We start from the raw sequence: 14,717 nt of genomic DNA, 5'->3' as shown, positions 1-14,717 counted from the left end.
GAAGGGTAACGTAACCCGACTTTTATTTCACTATAAAATCTGAAGCTACCGAGCGGCTTCGCAAAACCTTTCGTAGACGTATCTCCCGCCACATTGTGACTCCATGTTTAGCCTGCACAACCAGCAGTAAAAAAAGTGTACGAATTATCGCTGTCTGGTGCTATTGTTCGGTAATCGTGTTTAGTAAATTAAACAAAGACTATGAATACAACTCCTGATTCCTCCTGTGATGTGCTAATTGTTGGCAGCGGCGCTGCTGGTTTATCTCTCGCCCTGCGCCTGGCGGAACGCTGTACGGTCACCGTTCTCAGCAAAGGCCCAATTAGTGAAGGGTCTACTTTCTATGCGCAAGGCGGCATCGCCGCCGTGTTTGATGAAACCGACAGCGTTGAATCCCACATCGAAGATACTCTGATTGCCGGAGCGGGTCTTTGCGATCGCCATGCGGTCTCCTTTGTTGCGCGCAACGCTAAACCCTGCGTTCAATGGCTTATCGATCAGGGCGTTTTGTTCGATACTGAGGTACGGGCAAACGGCGAAGCGAGCTATCACCTGACGCGCGAAGGGGGGCACAGTCACCGCCGTATCCTCCACGCCGCCGATGCGACCGGGAAAGCCGTAGAGACCACCCTGGTGAGCAAGGCGCTGGCCCACCCTAATATCCGGGTGCTGGAGCGCAGCAACGCCGTTGATCTGATTCTCTCCGATAAAATCGGCCTGCCGGGAACGCGGCGCGTTGTGGGAGCCTGGATCTGGAACCGTAATAAAGAAGCGGTTGAGACCTGCAGCGCAAAAGCTGTGGTGCTGGCGACCGGCGGCGCAGCGAAGGTTTATCAATATACGACCAACCCTGACGTCTCTTCCGGGGATGGTATTGCAATGGCCTGGCGAGCCGGCTGTCGGGTCGCCAATCTGGAATTTAATCAGTTTCACCCAACGGCGCTGTACCATCCGCAAGCGCGCAATTTCCTGTTAACGGAAGCGCTGCGCGGCGAGGGCGCACTGTTGAAACGTCCGGACGGCACACGGTTTATGCCGGAATTTGACGAGCGCGGCGAACTGGCTCCGCGCGACATTGTCGCCAGAGCGATCGATCATGAGATGAAGCGCCTGGGCGTTGACTGTATGTATCTCGATATCAGCCATAAACCGGCAGAATTTATCCGCCACCACTTCCCGATGATCTATGAGAAGCTGCTGGGGCTGGGCATTGACCTGACAAAAGAGCCAGTTCCTATTGTGCCGGCGGCACATTATACCTGCGGCGGCGTGATGGTTGACGATCATGGGCGCACTGATGTTGACGGGCTGTACGCCATTGGCGAAGTGAGCTACACGGGATTACACGGCGCTAACCGTATGGCTTCAAATTCATTGCTGGAGTGCCTTGTTTACGGCTGGTCCGCTGCCGAAGATATCGTTAAGCGTATGCCGTTCGCTCAGGCGGTCAATAAACTGCCTTCCTGGGACGAAAGCCAGGTCGAAATACCTGATGAACTGGTCGTAATACAGCACAACTGGCATGAGCTGCGCTTGCTGATGTGGGATTATGTCGGCATCGTGCGTACCACTCGTCGTCTTGAACGCGCCCTGCGCCGTATTACTATGCTGCAACAGGAGCTGGACGAATACTACGCCCGCTTCCGTGTCTCTAATAATTTGCTGGAGCTGCGTAACCTGGTACAGGTTGCTGAGCTGATTGTACGCTGTGCCATGCAGCGTAAAGAGAGCCGCGGGCTTCACTATACGCTGGACTATCCAGAGCAGCAGCCCGACAGCGGACCGTCGGTGCTCTCGCCGCTGGCTCACATAAAAAGATAAAAATCCTGGGTCAAAGCGGTAAATCCTTCGGAATATTGCTGCTCTGGCCCGCGGATAACTAATCTGTCGCTAAAGCACTCTTCCCCCGCCGACGGCGAAAAAGCCAGCAGAACCCGATGCGGCGGGCGCATTTCCGTTTCCGCGACATCCGTTCGTAGACGCAGATGCCAGCCCATATTCTGCGCCCGCTGCACAAACGCGTTACCGATGTCGACCGGAAGCACGACGCAGAAAAACCCCTCTTCCGTAATAAGTTCGGCGGCGCAGGTTAATAATGTTGCGTGATCGAGAGAGGAAGTGTATCGAGCCTGCTCGCGCTGCGAGGTGGCGCAAGGTACGCCTTCTGCGAAAAAAGGCGGGTTGCTGACAATCAGCTCATAGCGTCGGGTTTGCCGCGGCTGCCATTGTTGAATATCGGCCTGATGAATCTGCAGACGCCCGGCCCATGGAGAATCCGCGGCGTTTTCTCGCGCCTGTTGTGCCGCCTCTTCGTCCAGCTCCACGGCATCCACGATGACCGTTTCCCCGGTACGCTGCGCGAGCATCAGGGCTAACAGGCCGCTGCCCGCGCCGATATCCAGCACGCGCTTAACCTGCGCGATCGGGGCCCATGCGCCAAGTAAAATGCCGTCGGTACCCACTTTCATCGCACAGCGATCGTGGGCGACAAAAAACTGCTTAAACGTAAAACCATTGCGCGGCAGCGCGAACTTCGACTGGGACATCCTCGATAACCTTGCGGACAAAAACTCCTGAGCGTAAGGCTATGCACAATACCGGAGAACAGATAGCCTTACAAACAGATGAACATTGCGTCCGTAACGTCTATAATCGGCGGTCCACTCAGAGGTAGATCATGACTGTAACGACTTTTTCCGAACTTGAACTCGACGAAAACCTGCTGGACGCTCTCCAGGACAAAGGTTTCACACGCCCGACAGCCATTCAGGCCGCCGCTATTCCGCCTGCGCTTGATGGCCGTGATATTCTCGGTTCAGCCCCGACAGGCACCGGTAAAACGGCGGCGTATCTTCTGCCCGCGTTGCAGCATCTGCTCGATTTTCCGCGCAAGAAATCTGGTCCGCCGCGCATTCTTATCCTGACCCCAACTCGCGAACTGGCAATGCAGGTTGCCGACCACGCGCGTGAGCTGGCAAAACATACTCATCTGGATATCGCCACCATTACCGGCGGTGTCGCCTATATGAACCATGCTGAAGTGTTCAGCGAGAACCAGGATATTGTGGTCGCCACGACCGGCCGCCTGCTGCAGTATATTAAAGAAGAAAACTTTGATTGCCGCGCCGTTGAAACCCTGATCCTTGATGAAGCGGACCGCATGCTGGATATGGGCTTCGCGCAGGATATCGAACACATTGCCGGTGAAACCCGCTGGCGTAAGCAGACGATGCTGTTCTCCGCCACCCTCGAAGGTGACGCCATTAAAGATTTTGCTGAGCGCCTGCTGGAAGAACCGGTAGAGGTCTCGGCAACGCCCTCCACCCGCGAGCGTAAAAAAATTCACCAGTGGTATTACCGTGCCGATGACGTCAAGCACAAGACCGCTCTGCTGGTCCATCTGCTGAAGCAGCCGGAAGCGACGCGCTCTATCGTCTTCGTACGTAAGCGCGAGCGCGTTCATGAACTGGCGGGCTGGCTGCGTGAAGCGGGTATCAATACCTGCTGGCTGGAAGGCGAGATGGTGCAGGCGAAACGTAATGAAGCAATTAGCCGCCTGACCGATGGTCGAATTAACGTGTTAATCGCTACCGATGTTGCCGCACGCGGAATCGACATCGCGGACGTAAGCCACGTATTTAACTTCGACCTGCCGCGCACGGCCGATATTTACCTGCACCGTATTGGTCGTACCGGCCGGGCGGGTAAAAAAGGTACGGCTATTTCACTGGTTGAAGCCCACGATCATCTGCTGCTGGGTAAAATTGGCCGCTATACTGAAGAGCCGCTAAAAGCCCGCGTTATTGATGAGCTGCGCCCAACTACCCGCGCGCCAAGCGAGAAGCAAACCGGTAAACCGTCCAGGAAAGTATTAGCGAAGCGTGCAGAGAAGAAAGAGAAAGAAAAAGAGAAGCCGCGCGTGAAAAAACGCCACCGCGATACCAAAAACATTGGTAAGCGTCGTAAACCAAGCGGAGCGGATACCGCGCAGAAGCCAAACGAAGAGTAAAAAAAACGCCGGGATATCCCGGCGTTTTTACATCAAAGTTGAGTCTTACAGGCTTTCGGTAAAAGTACGGGCGATAACGTCGCGCTGCTGTTCCGGCGTCAGGGAGTTAAAGCGCACCGCATAGCCAGAAACGCGAATGGTCAGCTGCGGATATTTTTCCGGATGTTCAACCGCATCCAGCAGAGTTTCGCGACGCAGAACGTTCACGTTCAGATGCTGACCGCCTTCAACGCGAACTTCAGGTTTCACGTCTACCGGGATCTCACGGTATTCGATCTCGCCCAGATTGCTCACCGCAACCACGTCATCTTCAGCAAAACCGGCCTTTGCGCACAGGCAGCGGGCTTCGCCTTTTTCGCTATCCAGCAGCCAGAAAGAGTTCAGCAGGTCGTCATTTGCAGCTTTAGTAATTTGGATACCAGTAATCATTTTATGCCTCCCAGGCAGTGTTTGTTCGATTATTGGCCTTCGCGGCCAATTGGTAAAACCATTGTTGTATGAGTGTATATATATCAGCCGGGCATCCGGCATTCTTTGATTTAAATCAACAAAAACCCCATCATAAAAGTGGGTATAGGCAGATATTATTGTTTTACATCAAGTTACGCTACATCCTTCAGCAAAAAAATTTGTAAGTTTTCAATTTTTTTTGCACAAAGAACGCCAGTGGGATGGCGTAAATTTTGTGTTGTAGAAAGATGCAGTTAAGCTATGGCAATGACACTTTGCAGGAGAGCAAAATGACCACCCCATTAACCTGGCACGATGTGCTGGCAGAAGAGAAGCAGCAACCCTGGTTTGTTAATACCTTAAAAACGGTTGCTGAAGAGCGGCAATCGGGCATCACTATCTATCCTCCACAAAAAGACGTTTTCAACGCGTTTCGCTATACCGAGCTAAGCGACGTCAAAGTGGTGATCCTCGGTCAGGATCCCTACCACGGACCAGGCCAGGCACACGGTCTTGCCTTCTCTGTTTTACCGGGCGTTGCGACCCCTCCTTCTCTGCTGAACATGTATAAAGAGCTGGAAGGCACGATCCCGGGCTTTCAGCGCCCAAATCATGGTTATCTCGAAAGCTGGGCGCGTCAGGGGGTTTTGCTGCTTAATACCGTATTAACGGTACGCGCCGGGCAAGCGCACTCTCATGCTAGTCTCGGATGGGAAACCTTTACCGATAAAGTGATTTCACTGATTAACCAGCATCGGGAAGGGGTTGTATTTTTGCTGTGGGGTTCACATGCGCAAAAGAAAGGCGCGATTATCGATCGCCAGCGCCATTGCGTGCTCAAAGCGCCGCATCCGTCACCGCTCTCCGCGCACCGCGGCTTCTTCGGCTGTAATCATTTCGTCCTGGCGAATGAATGGCTGGCTGAACGCGGCGAAGCGCCTATTGACTGGCTACCCCGGCTGCCGGCTGAGAGCGAATAAAGCAGACCAGTGTTAAAAATCAATCACCACCTCCCAGGAGGTGATTTAAGGATGACAATGTAAATGCCAGCATTACGCTGGCATTTATCGTTCTGCGACAAGCTATCAAGCTTTGTTCTGTCGCCACCATTCTGCCAGCAGCACGCCGGTTGCCACGGAAACGTTCAGGCTTTCAACGTTGCCGGTGCCTTCGATAGCAATATTCAGATCGGCGCTGGAGATAGCGGCATCAGACAGACCGTCGCTCTCCTGCCCTAATACCAGCACCATCTTCTTCGGCAGCTCGGCTTTAAACAGCGGAGTCCCGTTATGGCTGGAAGTTGAAACAATCGCGTAGCCCGCTTTACGGAAGCGCTCAAGCGTATCGATAAAGCTGTCGCCCGTAATCGGTTCAACGTGTTCTGCCCCGCCTTCTGCGGTGCGAATCGCGGCACCGGACTCCATAACGCCAGCATCCTGCACAATTACGCCCTTAACGCCGAAGTGCGCGCAGCTGCGCATGATGGCGCCAAGGTTGTGCGGGTTGCCGACATCTTCCAGCGCCAGCACGCAATCTTCAGCGTCGGCTTTCGCCACCCACTGCTCAACAGAGGTGCCATGACGTTTTTTAATCAGGAAGCAAACTCCGCCGTGGTGTTCAGTGCCGGACGCTTTCGCCAGCTCTGCTTCATCAACGACGTGATAAGCTTTACGGTTAGCCGCCATCCAGCGCAGGGCTTCTTTGAAGCGCGGAGTCACGCTCTGGATAAACCAGGCGCGCACAATAGCGTCCGGACGGCTCTGGAAAAGCGCCTGGCAGGCATTTTCGCCGTAAACGCGGGTCTCTTCCGCGCGCTGGCGACGCAGCACTTCAGGATCGATAAAGCTTTTTCCGCTGATCCCGCCGTGATCCGCTTTTACCGGCGCCTCATCACCCGGCGCGCGGGATACGGTACGCCACGGAGAGGAACCCTCACCGCCGAAGCCTTCACGCTTGCGATCGTCACGTTTACGATCGCCACCGCGGCTGTCTCTTTCATCGCGCGCAGGGCGGTTACGACCGTCAACACGAGACTTTCCTGGGCGTCCCCCACCTTTCCCGGTACGCGGGTTATGGGTACGTCGGTCAGAATCATCATCACTGCGGACATACATCACTTTGACCTTGCCGCTTTTATTTTTCAGTTCGTCGTCGCTCATTCATTTTCTCCACCTGCGCTGCGCGAAGCGCGCAGATTACCCGATGTGCCATCACTTAGCCATTATTTCATTTAAAAGCCTGAGTCTATCGTAATCATTGAATAAAACTCATTGTCCTTTATTAGTACTGCATCGATAATATGTAACATTACAGAAACAAATCGGCCACGTGCCGCGCTGCAACCCATAACCAGAGGTTAGTTATGAATACCGTTTGTGCCAGTTGTCAGGCTCTGAACCGCATCCCCGACGATCGTAGCGCTGATGGCGCGAAATGCGGGCGCTGCGGCCACGATCTTTTTGACGGCGATGTGATCAACGCGACCGGGGCAACGCTGGATAAACTGCTGAAGGACGATCTGCCCGTTGTCGTTGATTTCTGGGCGCCGTGGTGCGGCCCCTGCCGTAACTTTGCGCCCATTTTCGAAGATGTGGCTGAAGAGCGCAGCGGCGAAATGCGGTTCGTGAAAGTGAATACCGAAATGGAACGCGAACTGAGCGCCCGCTTCCGCATCCGCAGTATCCCGACCATTATGATGTTCAAAAATGGCGAAGTCATCGACATGCTGAACGGCGCCGTACCAAAAGCACCTTTCGATAGCTGGTTGAACGAAGCCGGCCAGCAATAAACCCGACGGGGCACCGCTTGTGCCCCGTTTTTACCTCTGCGACAATGGCGTTTTTTCTTAGCGATCCCCATGACTGATAACGCCGTCCTTCGCCTTCGCGCCGAACGTCTCGCGCGCGCCACCCGGCCTTTTCTTGCTCGCGGCAACCGTATTCACCGCTGCCAGCGCTGTTTGCTGCCGTTGAAACAGTGCCTCTGCGCGACCCTTAATCCCGTTGCCGCCACCAGCCGTTTTTGCCTGGTGATGTTCGATACCGAGCCAATGAAGCCCAGCAATACCGGACGCCTGATTGCCGATATCCTGCCGGATACGGAAGCCTTTCAATGGTCGCGAACCGAACCGCCGCAGGCGCTTCTCGATCTCGTTGCCGACGCGAGATATCAGCCAACGGTGGTTTTTCCGGCCTCCTATGCCAGCGCCGGGCGCCGGGTACTTGACGCACCGCTTCCCGGCAAACCTCCGCTGTTTATTATGCTCGACGGCACCTGGCCCGAGGCGCGAAAAATGTTCCGCAAAAGTCCCTGGCTTGATGCGCTGCCGATGATTTCCGTTGATCTGTCCCGCGTCTCCGCTTATCGCCTGCGAGAAGCCCATGCAGAAGGCCAATACTGTACCGCTGAAGTCGCCATAGCGCTGCTGGATCTTGCGGGGGATGTCACCGCAGCCAGCGCACTTGGCGATCATTTCAGCTTATTCAGAACGCGCTATCTGGCAGGAAAAACGCAGCATAAGGGCGGTATCACAGCACAACTAACAGAAAACGTTTAAAATCATTCGGTCACTGGGGATCAAAGGAGACCGGAATGAGCCAACGAGGCCTCGAAGCATTGCTGCGGCCGAAATCGATCGCCGTTATCGGCGCATCAATGAAACCACAGCGCGCCGGTTATCTGATGATGCGCAACCTGCTGGCTGGCGGATTTAACGGCCCTGTCCTTCCCGTTACGCCGGCGTGGAAAGCGGTTCAGGGCGTACTGGCCTGGCCTGACGTCAACAGCCTGCCCTTTACCCCCGATCTCGCGGTGCTTTGCACCAATGCCCGAAGAAACCTTGAGCTTCTGGAAGCATTGGGGCAAAAAGGGTGTAAGACCTGCATTATTCTCTCTTCCCTACCCGAACAGTATCCCGCGCTGCTTGAATGCGCAGCCCGCTATCAAATGCGCCTGCTCGGGCCGAATAGTCTCGGCCTGCTTGCGCCCTGGCAGGGCCTTAACGCCAGCTTTTCGCCGGTTCCTATCCATCGCGGTAAACTGGCGTTTATTTCGCAATCGGCGGCCGTATCCAACACCATCCTCGACTGGGCCCAGCAGCGCGAAATGGGGTTTTCTTACTTTATTGCGCTCGGCGATAGCCTGGATATCGACGTTGATGACCTGCTCGATTTCCTTGCTCGCGACAGTAAAACCAGCGCTATTCTGCTCTATCTTGAACACCTTAGCGACGCCCGTCGCTTTGTCTCCGCGGCCCGTAGCGCGTCGCGCAATAAGCCTATCCTGGTGATCAAAAGCGGGCGTAGTCCGGCGGCGCAAAAGCTGCTGCACGTCAATTCCGGTATGGATCCGGCCTGGGACGCCGCTATTCAGCGCGCGGGTTTGTTGCGGGTTCAGGATACTCACGAACTGTTCTCTGCGGTGGAAACCCTCAGCCATATGCGCCCACTGCGCGGCGAGAAACTCATGATTATCAGTAACGGCGCAGCGCCGGCTGCGCTGGCGCTGGATGAGCTTTGGCTGCGCAACGGCAAACTTGCCGCTCTCAGCGAAGAGACCAGCGCTCTTCTCCGCCAGGCGTTGCCTGAAACCATGGATATCGCTAACCCACTGGATCTCCGCGATGACGCCAGTAGCGAGCATTACCTCAAAGCGCTGAACGTGCTGCTGGATAGCCATGATTACGACGCGCTGCTGGTGATCCATTCACCCAGCGCTGCTGCTCCGGGGACGGAAAGCGCGCTGGCGCTGATTGACGCCCTGAAGCGCCATCCGCGCGGTAAATACGTTACGGTTCTGACTAACTGGTGCGGTGAGTTTTCATCGCAAGAGGCGCGTCGTCTGTTTAGCGATGCGGGACTACCGACCTATCGCACCCCCGAAGGGACGATAACCGCGTTTATGCATATGGTGGAATACCGGCGTAACCAGAAGCAGCTCAGAGAGACCCCGGTACTGCCAGTCTCATTAGCCACTAACACAGCCGAAGCGCATAGTCTGTTACAACGCGCAATCAATGAAGGTGCCACCACGCTGGATACCCATGAAGTGAGTCCTGTTCTGCGCGCTTACGGTATTCATACTCTACCGACGTGGATTGCCGCAGATAGCGCCGAGGCCGTGCATATCGCCGAACAGATAGGTTACCCCGTCGCGCTCAAGCTCCGCTCGCCAGACATCCCCCATAAGTCGGAAGTCCAGGGGGTCATGCTTTACCTACGTACGGCTACCGAGGTACAGCAGGCCGCGGACGCGATTATCGATCGCGTCAAAATGACCTGGCCGCAGGCGCGTATTCACGGACTGCTGGTGCAAAGCATGGCCAATCGAGCCGGGGCGCAGGAGCTGCGGGTCGTCGTCGAGCACGATCCGGTTTTTGGACCGCTGATCATGCTGGGCGAAGGCGGCGTCGAATGGCGAGCAGAAGATCAGGCCGCCGTCGCACTCCCGCCGCTCAATATGAACCTTGCGCGCTACCTGGTCATCCAGGCCATCCAAAGCAAAAAAGTGCGCGGGCGCAGCGCGCTGCGCCCGCTCGATATTCCCGGCCTGAGTCAGCTACTGGTACAGGTATCGAATTTGATCGTCGACTGCCCGGAAATCCAGCGCCTCGATATCCACCCTCTGCTGGCTTCCGGTCACGAGTTTACCGCCCTTGACGTCACGTTAACTCTCGCGCCGTTCACTGGCGATAGTGAAAGCCGCCTGGCCATCCGCCCTTATCCGCAGCAGCAGGAGGAGTGGGTGGTGATGAAGAATGGCGAACGCTGCCTTTTCCGTCCCATACTCCCGGAAGATGAGCCGCAGCTGCTGGCCTTTATTGCGCAGGTCACGAAGGAAGATCTTTATTATCGTTACTTCAGCGAAATCAACGAATTTACTCACGATGATTTAGCTAACATGACGCAGATCGACTACGATCGAGAAATGGCCTTTGTTGCCGTGCGCACGACGGCTGAAGGGAATGAGATCCTCGGCGTGACGCGAGCGATCTCCGACCCGGATAACATCGATGCCGAGTTTGCCGTACTGGTGCGCTCTGATTTAAAGGGTATGGGTTTAGGCCGTAAGCTACTGGAAAAGCTCATTGCCTATACGCAAAGTCACGGTCTGCAGCGGCTGAATGGCATTACTATGCCTAATAATAAAGGCATGATTGGACTCGCCAGAAAGCTAGGATTCTCAGTTGATATTCAGCTTGAAGATGGAATTGTCAGTTTGTCTCTACAGCTTGTATCTGAGCAATTACAATCGGCTGGCCGCAATTGTTGACTACTTTAACGGGTAGTAATGGTATTATTGCCCGCTTACGTCGTCTGCATGGTACAGAAGACCCTTCAATAAACAGAGAAGAAACGCACTGTGATGTTGTCAAAATTTAAACGCAATAAACATCAACAACACCTTGCCCAACTCCCTAAGCTTTCTCAGTCAGTTGATGATATCGAGTTCTTTTACGCTCCGGCAGATTTTCGGCAAGCGTTACTGGCCAGGATAGCTCAAGCCACCCAGCGTATTTGTATCATTGCGCTCTATCTGGAACAGGATGATGGCGGTAAAGGAATTTTGCAGGCGCTGTACGACGCTAAGCGTCAGCGTCCCGAGTTAGATGTCCAGGTGCTGGTTGACTGGCATCGTGCCCAGCGCGGGCGTATTGGCGTCGCCGCGTCAAACACCAACGCCGACTGGTATTGCCGCATGGCGCAGGAGAACCCTGGCGTCGATATCCCGGTTTATGGCGTTCCGGTCAATACCCGGGAAGCTCTCGGCGTCCTCCATTTCAAAGGCTTTATCATTGATGATTGCGTTCTCTACAGCGGCGCCAGTCTGAACGACGTTTACCTGCATCAGCACGATAAGTATCGTTATGATCGCTACCAGTGCATTCGCAACGCGAAAATGGCCGATGTGATGTTTGACTGGGTTGCGAATAACCTGGTGCAAGGTCGCGGCGTTAACCGCCTTGATAAGGCCGATCGCCCAAAAAGCCCGGAAATCAAGAATGAAATCCGCCAGTACCGCCAGGAGCTGCGCGATAGCCGCTACCATTTCCCAGGCGATGCCGACGAAGAGCAGCTGTCGGTAACCCCGCTAGTTGGCCTGGGCAAGACGAGCCTACTGAATAAAACCATTTTCCATCTGATGCCCTGCGCTGAGCATAAGCTGACTATCTGCACCCCCTATTTCAACCTGCCGGCTCTGCTGGTACGTAATATCATTCAGCTGTTGCGGAGTGGCAAAAAAGTCGAAATTATCGTCGGCGATAAAACCGCTAATGATTTCTATATTCCGGAAGATCAGCCATTTAAAATTATCGGCGCGCTGCCCTATCTTTATGAAATTAATCTGCGGCGCTTCCTGAGCCGTCTGCAGTATTACGTGAATACTGACCAGCTCATTGTCCGTTTATGGAAAGATGATGATAACAGCTATCACCTGAAAGGCATGTGGGTTGATGATGAGTGGATGCTGCTGACCGGCAATAACCTGAACCCGCGCGCATGGCGGCTGGATTTGGAAAACGCGATTCTTATCCACGATCCAAAGCATCAGCTTGGTGCCATGCGCGAAAAAGAACTCAGCCTCATCCGTAAACATACCACGATCGTTAAGCACTATCGCGATCTACAAAGTATTGCCGACTACCCGATAAAAGTACGCAAACTGATCAGACGCCTGCGACGTATTCGAATCGACCGCCTTATCAGCCGTATTCTTTGAATTTCCGCCCCGCTCAGCGGGGCTTTTTCCTGGAATTTGTATGCGCAATATCATGCTTATTGCCCCGCTGTTACTACTGACCGGCTGCAGCCATATGGCCAATGATTCATGGAGCGGTCAGGACAAAGCCCAGCACTTCCTCGCCTCAGCGATGCTTTCTGCCGCAGGTAACGAATATGCCCAGCATCAAGGCTATAGTCGCGACCGGAGCGGCGCTATTGGCTTTATGTTTTCCGTGAGCTTAGGGGCATCGAAGGAGCTATGGGACAGCCGCCCGTCGGGGAGCGGCTGGAGCTGGAAAGATTTCGCCTGGGATGTGGCAGGCGCCACAACCGGCTATGCGGTATGGCAGCTGGCACATCAATAAATCTACAAGCGCAGCCCTTTACCTTTACGATGCAGCGTCAGAGAGACCAGAAAAGCAATCGCCCCCATGACGGTCACGTACCAGTAAAAAGCGTGCTCAATTCCCACAGATTTTAGCGACAGTGCGACATACTCGGCCGAGCCGCCGAATAGCGCATTGGCTACAGCGTAAGAAAGCCCAACGCCCAGAGCACGTACCTGGGCCGGAAACATTTCCGCCTTCAGAATGCCGCTGATTGAGGTGTAGAAACTTACGATCAGCAGGGCGCATATCACCAGAGCAAACGCCGCATACGGCGAACTCACGTTTTGTAGCGCATTAAGAATCGGCACGGTAAAGAGGGTGACTAACGCGCCAAAACAGAGCATTGAGGTACGACGGCCAATCTTGTCCGAGAGGGCGCCAAAAAGCGGCTGAACCAGCATATAAACAAATAAAGCAGCGGTCATAATCATGCTGGCGGTGCCCGCTGTCATACCCGCGGTATTGACCAGATATTTTTGCATATAAGTGGTGAAGGTATAAAAGCTTAACGACCCGGCGGCAGTAAAGCCCAGTACCATAATAAATGCCTTGCGGTTACGCCAGAGCCCTTTGAACGAACCAGCCTCTTTTAACGCGCGCGTTTCCTGCTTAGAAGTTTCGTCCAACTGGCGTCGCAGCCACAAGGCCACGATGGCCAGGACTGCGCCAAGGGCAAACGGAATACGCCATCCCCAGGCATGAAGATCTTCATCACTGAGGATCTGTTGTAATGCAACAACAACCAGCACCGCCAGAAGTTGACCACCAATCAGCGTGACGTACTGAAATGAGGCATAGAACCCTTTCTTACCTTCTACGGCAACTTCGCTCATATAGGTGGCGCTGGTACCGTATTCCCCCCCGACGGATAATCCCTGGAATAAACGTGCAAGCAGAAGCAGAGCCGGAGCCCAGGTTCCTATCGTTGCATAACCCGGCAGGCAGGCTATCACCAGTGAACCAAAACACATCATGCATACGGAAATCAGCATAGAAGTTTTGCGTCCACGACGATCAGCAATGCGCCCGAATATCCATCCCCCGATTGGACGCATCAGAAAACCGGCAGCAAACACTCCTGCCGTTTGTAACAATTGGGTTGTGGTATTCCCGGAAGGAAAGAAGATGTGCGCGAAATAGAGTGAGCAAAATGAATAGACATAAAAATCAAACCATTCCACCAGATTCCCTGACGATGCCCCAACAATGGCCCATATACGGCGCCGGGTATCGGCATGTTCCAGCGATTCACGTTCGCTAATACTGCTTTCTGTCATTGTAATTCTGCTCCAGCAAAGACTGCAATCTGCCTCATCGGGTGTCCCCGCGCCATCAGGCAAATCAGTTAGTAAATTAAATGTTATATAATTGTTATTTTTTAGTTTGTGATGCTATTCACATTTTTTTTCGTAATGTAGCTTTTCGCGATTAAAAATAGATTCTTAAGGATTAACAAAGTGAAATATGGTGAAGATCGGGCAATACAGTTTTTTATATAGGCTAAATCGCGGTAAATATTTATGCGGGGCGAGGAACATTGAGGTTGAAAATTACCCCCATTGAGCCTGATGTTTCTTTTTTCTCTGGAGATAATCTTCATCCTGCCGAAGTTTATCCCACCATTGTTTAAAGACTGCCGCAGCTGCTGCCTTAACAGGATCATTACCACGTGGATTCAGGCAGCCATCCTTCGCATATTTTTTACCACCTTTGTAATTGGCATAACGTCTTGCCCGGGTGTAGCCCATCTGAATAAATTTGCGCGCCATATCCATACCAACGAAATCATTCTGCTGTCGATAAAACTCGAAGAGCTGATAAATTTCCCTGGCAGATTCAGTCGCGGATGCTTCATCTTTATAGCGCCAGTAGGGAAGGATTTCGCTTTTATAGGGCTCAACCAACAACACGCCCTGTTCTCCTCTTCCTACCTGATAGAGCTCCGGGTGCTGGCGAAAATCGATGCTGGAAAAGTCTTGCTGGTAATTAAAAGGCTTAATGGCCATTATTTTCTCTCATGCCCACAGGTACATATTATAAGCCTGGTACATAAGTCTGGAATGTGGAGAAGGAATTACTCTGGATCTTATACAGGGAGACAGCATAAATCCGGCAGGATTCATGAGGGATATTGGATACAGGGAGAAC

General features: G+C 53.6%; 13 protein-coding genes. 8 read left to right on the top strand and 5 right to left on the bottom strand.

Annotated features, from left to right (window positions below; genetic code table 11):
- The first annotated feature begins 201 nt into the window (after positions 1–201).
- On the top strand, positions 202–1,821 hold the full coding sequence (nadB, locus tag IAE27_RS19255; protein ID WP_070555730.1) for an L-aspartate oxidase: 1,620 nt from the start codon (positions 202–204) through the stop codon (positions 1,819–1,821).
- On the opposite strand, the gene trmN is transcribed toward nadB, so the two are convergent.
- Positions 1,806–2,546: a tRNA(1)(Val) (adenine(37)-N(6))-methyltransferase TrmN gene (gene trmN, locus IAE27_RS19250; RefSeq protein ID WP_004104592.1), complete on the bottom strand. Its 741-nt coding sequence runs from the start codon at positions 2,544–2,546 to the stop codon at positions 1,806–1,808. The two genes, nadB and trmN, sit on opposite strands and share 16 nt — an antisense overlap.
- 131 nt (positions 2,547–2,677) lie before the next feature.
- Here trmN and srmB point away from each other — a divergent pair, with 131 nt between their 5' ends.
- On the top strand, positions 2,678–4,009 hold the full coding sequence (srmB, locus tag IAE27_RS19245) for an ATP-dependent RNA helicase SrmB (RefSeq protein WP_070555732.1): 1,332 nt from the start codon (positions 2,678–2,680) through the stop codon (positions 4,007–4,009).
- 45 nt (positions 4,010–4,054) lie between these two features.
- On the opposite strand, the gene grcA is transcribed toward srmB, so the two are convergent.
- Positions 4,055–4,438, bottom strand: a complete 384-nt coding sequence (gene grcA / locus IAE27_RS19240; RefSeq protein ID WP_004104596.1) for an autonomous glycyl radical cofactor GrcA — start codon at positions 4,436–4,438, stop codon at positions 4,055–4,057.
- Positions 4,439–4,749: 311 nt separating this feature from the next.
- On the opposite strand from grcA, the gene ung reads away from it, so the two are divergent.
- The gene (ung, locus tag IAE27_RS19235) at positions 4,750–5,439 is read left to right on the top strand and encodes a uracil-DNA glycosylase (protein WP_004104597.1); all 690 of its coding nucleotides are present in this window, start codon (positions 4,750–4,752) and stop codon (positions 5,437–5,439) included.
- A 105-nt stretch (positions 5,440–5,544) separates the two neighbouring features.
- Here the strand turns inward: ung and IAE27_RS19230 are convergent, their stop codons facing one another.
- Positions 5,545–6,618: a tRNA/rRNA methyltransferase gene (locus IAE27_RS19230; protein ID WP_004104598.1), complete on the bottom strand. Its 1,074-nt coding sequence runs from the start codon at positions 6,616–6,618 to the stop codon at positions 5,545–5,547.
- Positions 6,619–6,821: 203 nt separating this feature from the next.
- On the opposite strand from IAE27_RS19230, the gene trxC reads away from it, so the two are divergent.
- The 5 genes from trxC (at position 6,822) to IAE27_RS19205 (ending at position 12,545) form a co-directional block, all read left to right on the top strand.
- Positions 6,822–7,247: a thioredoxin TrxC gene (gene trxC, locus IAE27_RS19225; protein WP_004104599.1), complete on the top strand. Its 426-nt coding sequence runs from the start codon at positions 6,822–6,824 to the stop codon at positions 7,245–7,247.
- 69 nt (positions 7,248–7,316) lie between these two features.
- Positions 7,317–8,015 carry a tRNA-uridine aminocarboxypropyltransferase gene (locus tag IAE27_RS19220; protein ID WP_154022969.1) on the top strand — a complete coding sequence of 233 codons (699 nt, stop codon included), beginning with the start codon at positions 7,317–7,319 and terminating at the stop codon, positions 8,013–8,015.
- 35 nt (positions 8,016–8,050) lie between these two features.
- Entirely contained in the window at positions 8,051–10,729 is a 2,679-nt protein-coding gene (locus tag IAE27_RS19215; RefSeq protein WP_108704681.1) for a bifunctional acetate--CoA ligase family protein/GNAT family N-acetyltransferase, read from the top strand.
- Positions 10,730–10,822: 93 nt separating this feature from the next.
- Positions 10,823–12,178 (top strand): CDP-diacylglycerol--serine O-phosphatidyltransferase, encoded by a 1,356-nt coding sequence (pssA, locus tag IAE27_RS19210; protein ID WP_064398091.1) that lies wholly within the window; start codon positions 10,823–10,825, stop codon positions 12,176–12,178.
- A gap of 40 nt (positions 12,179–12,218) precedes the next feature.
- Positions 12,219–12,545, top strand: a complete 327-nt coding sequence (locus IAE27_RS19205) for a YfiM family lipoprotein (RefSeq protein WP_004104604.1) — start codon at positions 12,219–12,221, stop codon at positions 12,543–12,545.
- A 2-nt stretch (positions 12,546–12,547) separates the two neighbouring features.
- Here IAE27_RS19205 and IAE27_RS19200 read toward each other — a convergent pair whose 3' ends face one another.
- Complete coding sequence (locus IAE27_RS19200; protein ID WP_004104606.1) at positions 12,548–13,846, bottom strand: MFS transporter; 1,299 nt, start codon at positions 13,844–13,846, stop codon at positions 12,548–12,550.
- 273 nt (positions 13,847–14,119) lie between these two features.
- Positions 14,120–14,575 (bottom strand): DUF4385 domain-containing protein, encoded by a 456-nt coding sequence (locus tag IAE27_RS19195; protein WP_004114495.1) that lies wholly within the window; start codon positions 14,573–14,575, stop codon positions 14,120–14,122.
- Between the last annotated feature and the right edge of the window lie 142 nt (positions 14,576–14,717).

Origin of the sequence: Klebsiella sp. S69 (assembly GCF_016516145.1) — a bacterium.
GTDB lineage: Bacteria > Pseudomonadota > Gammaproteobacteria > Enterobacterales > Enterobacteriaceae > Klebsiella > Klebsiella oxytoca.
This window is presented reverse-complemented; position numbering and strand designations above follow the sequence as displayed.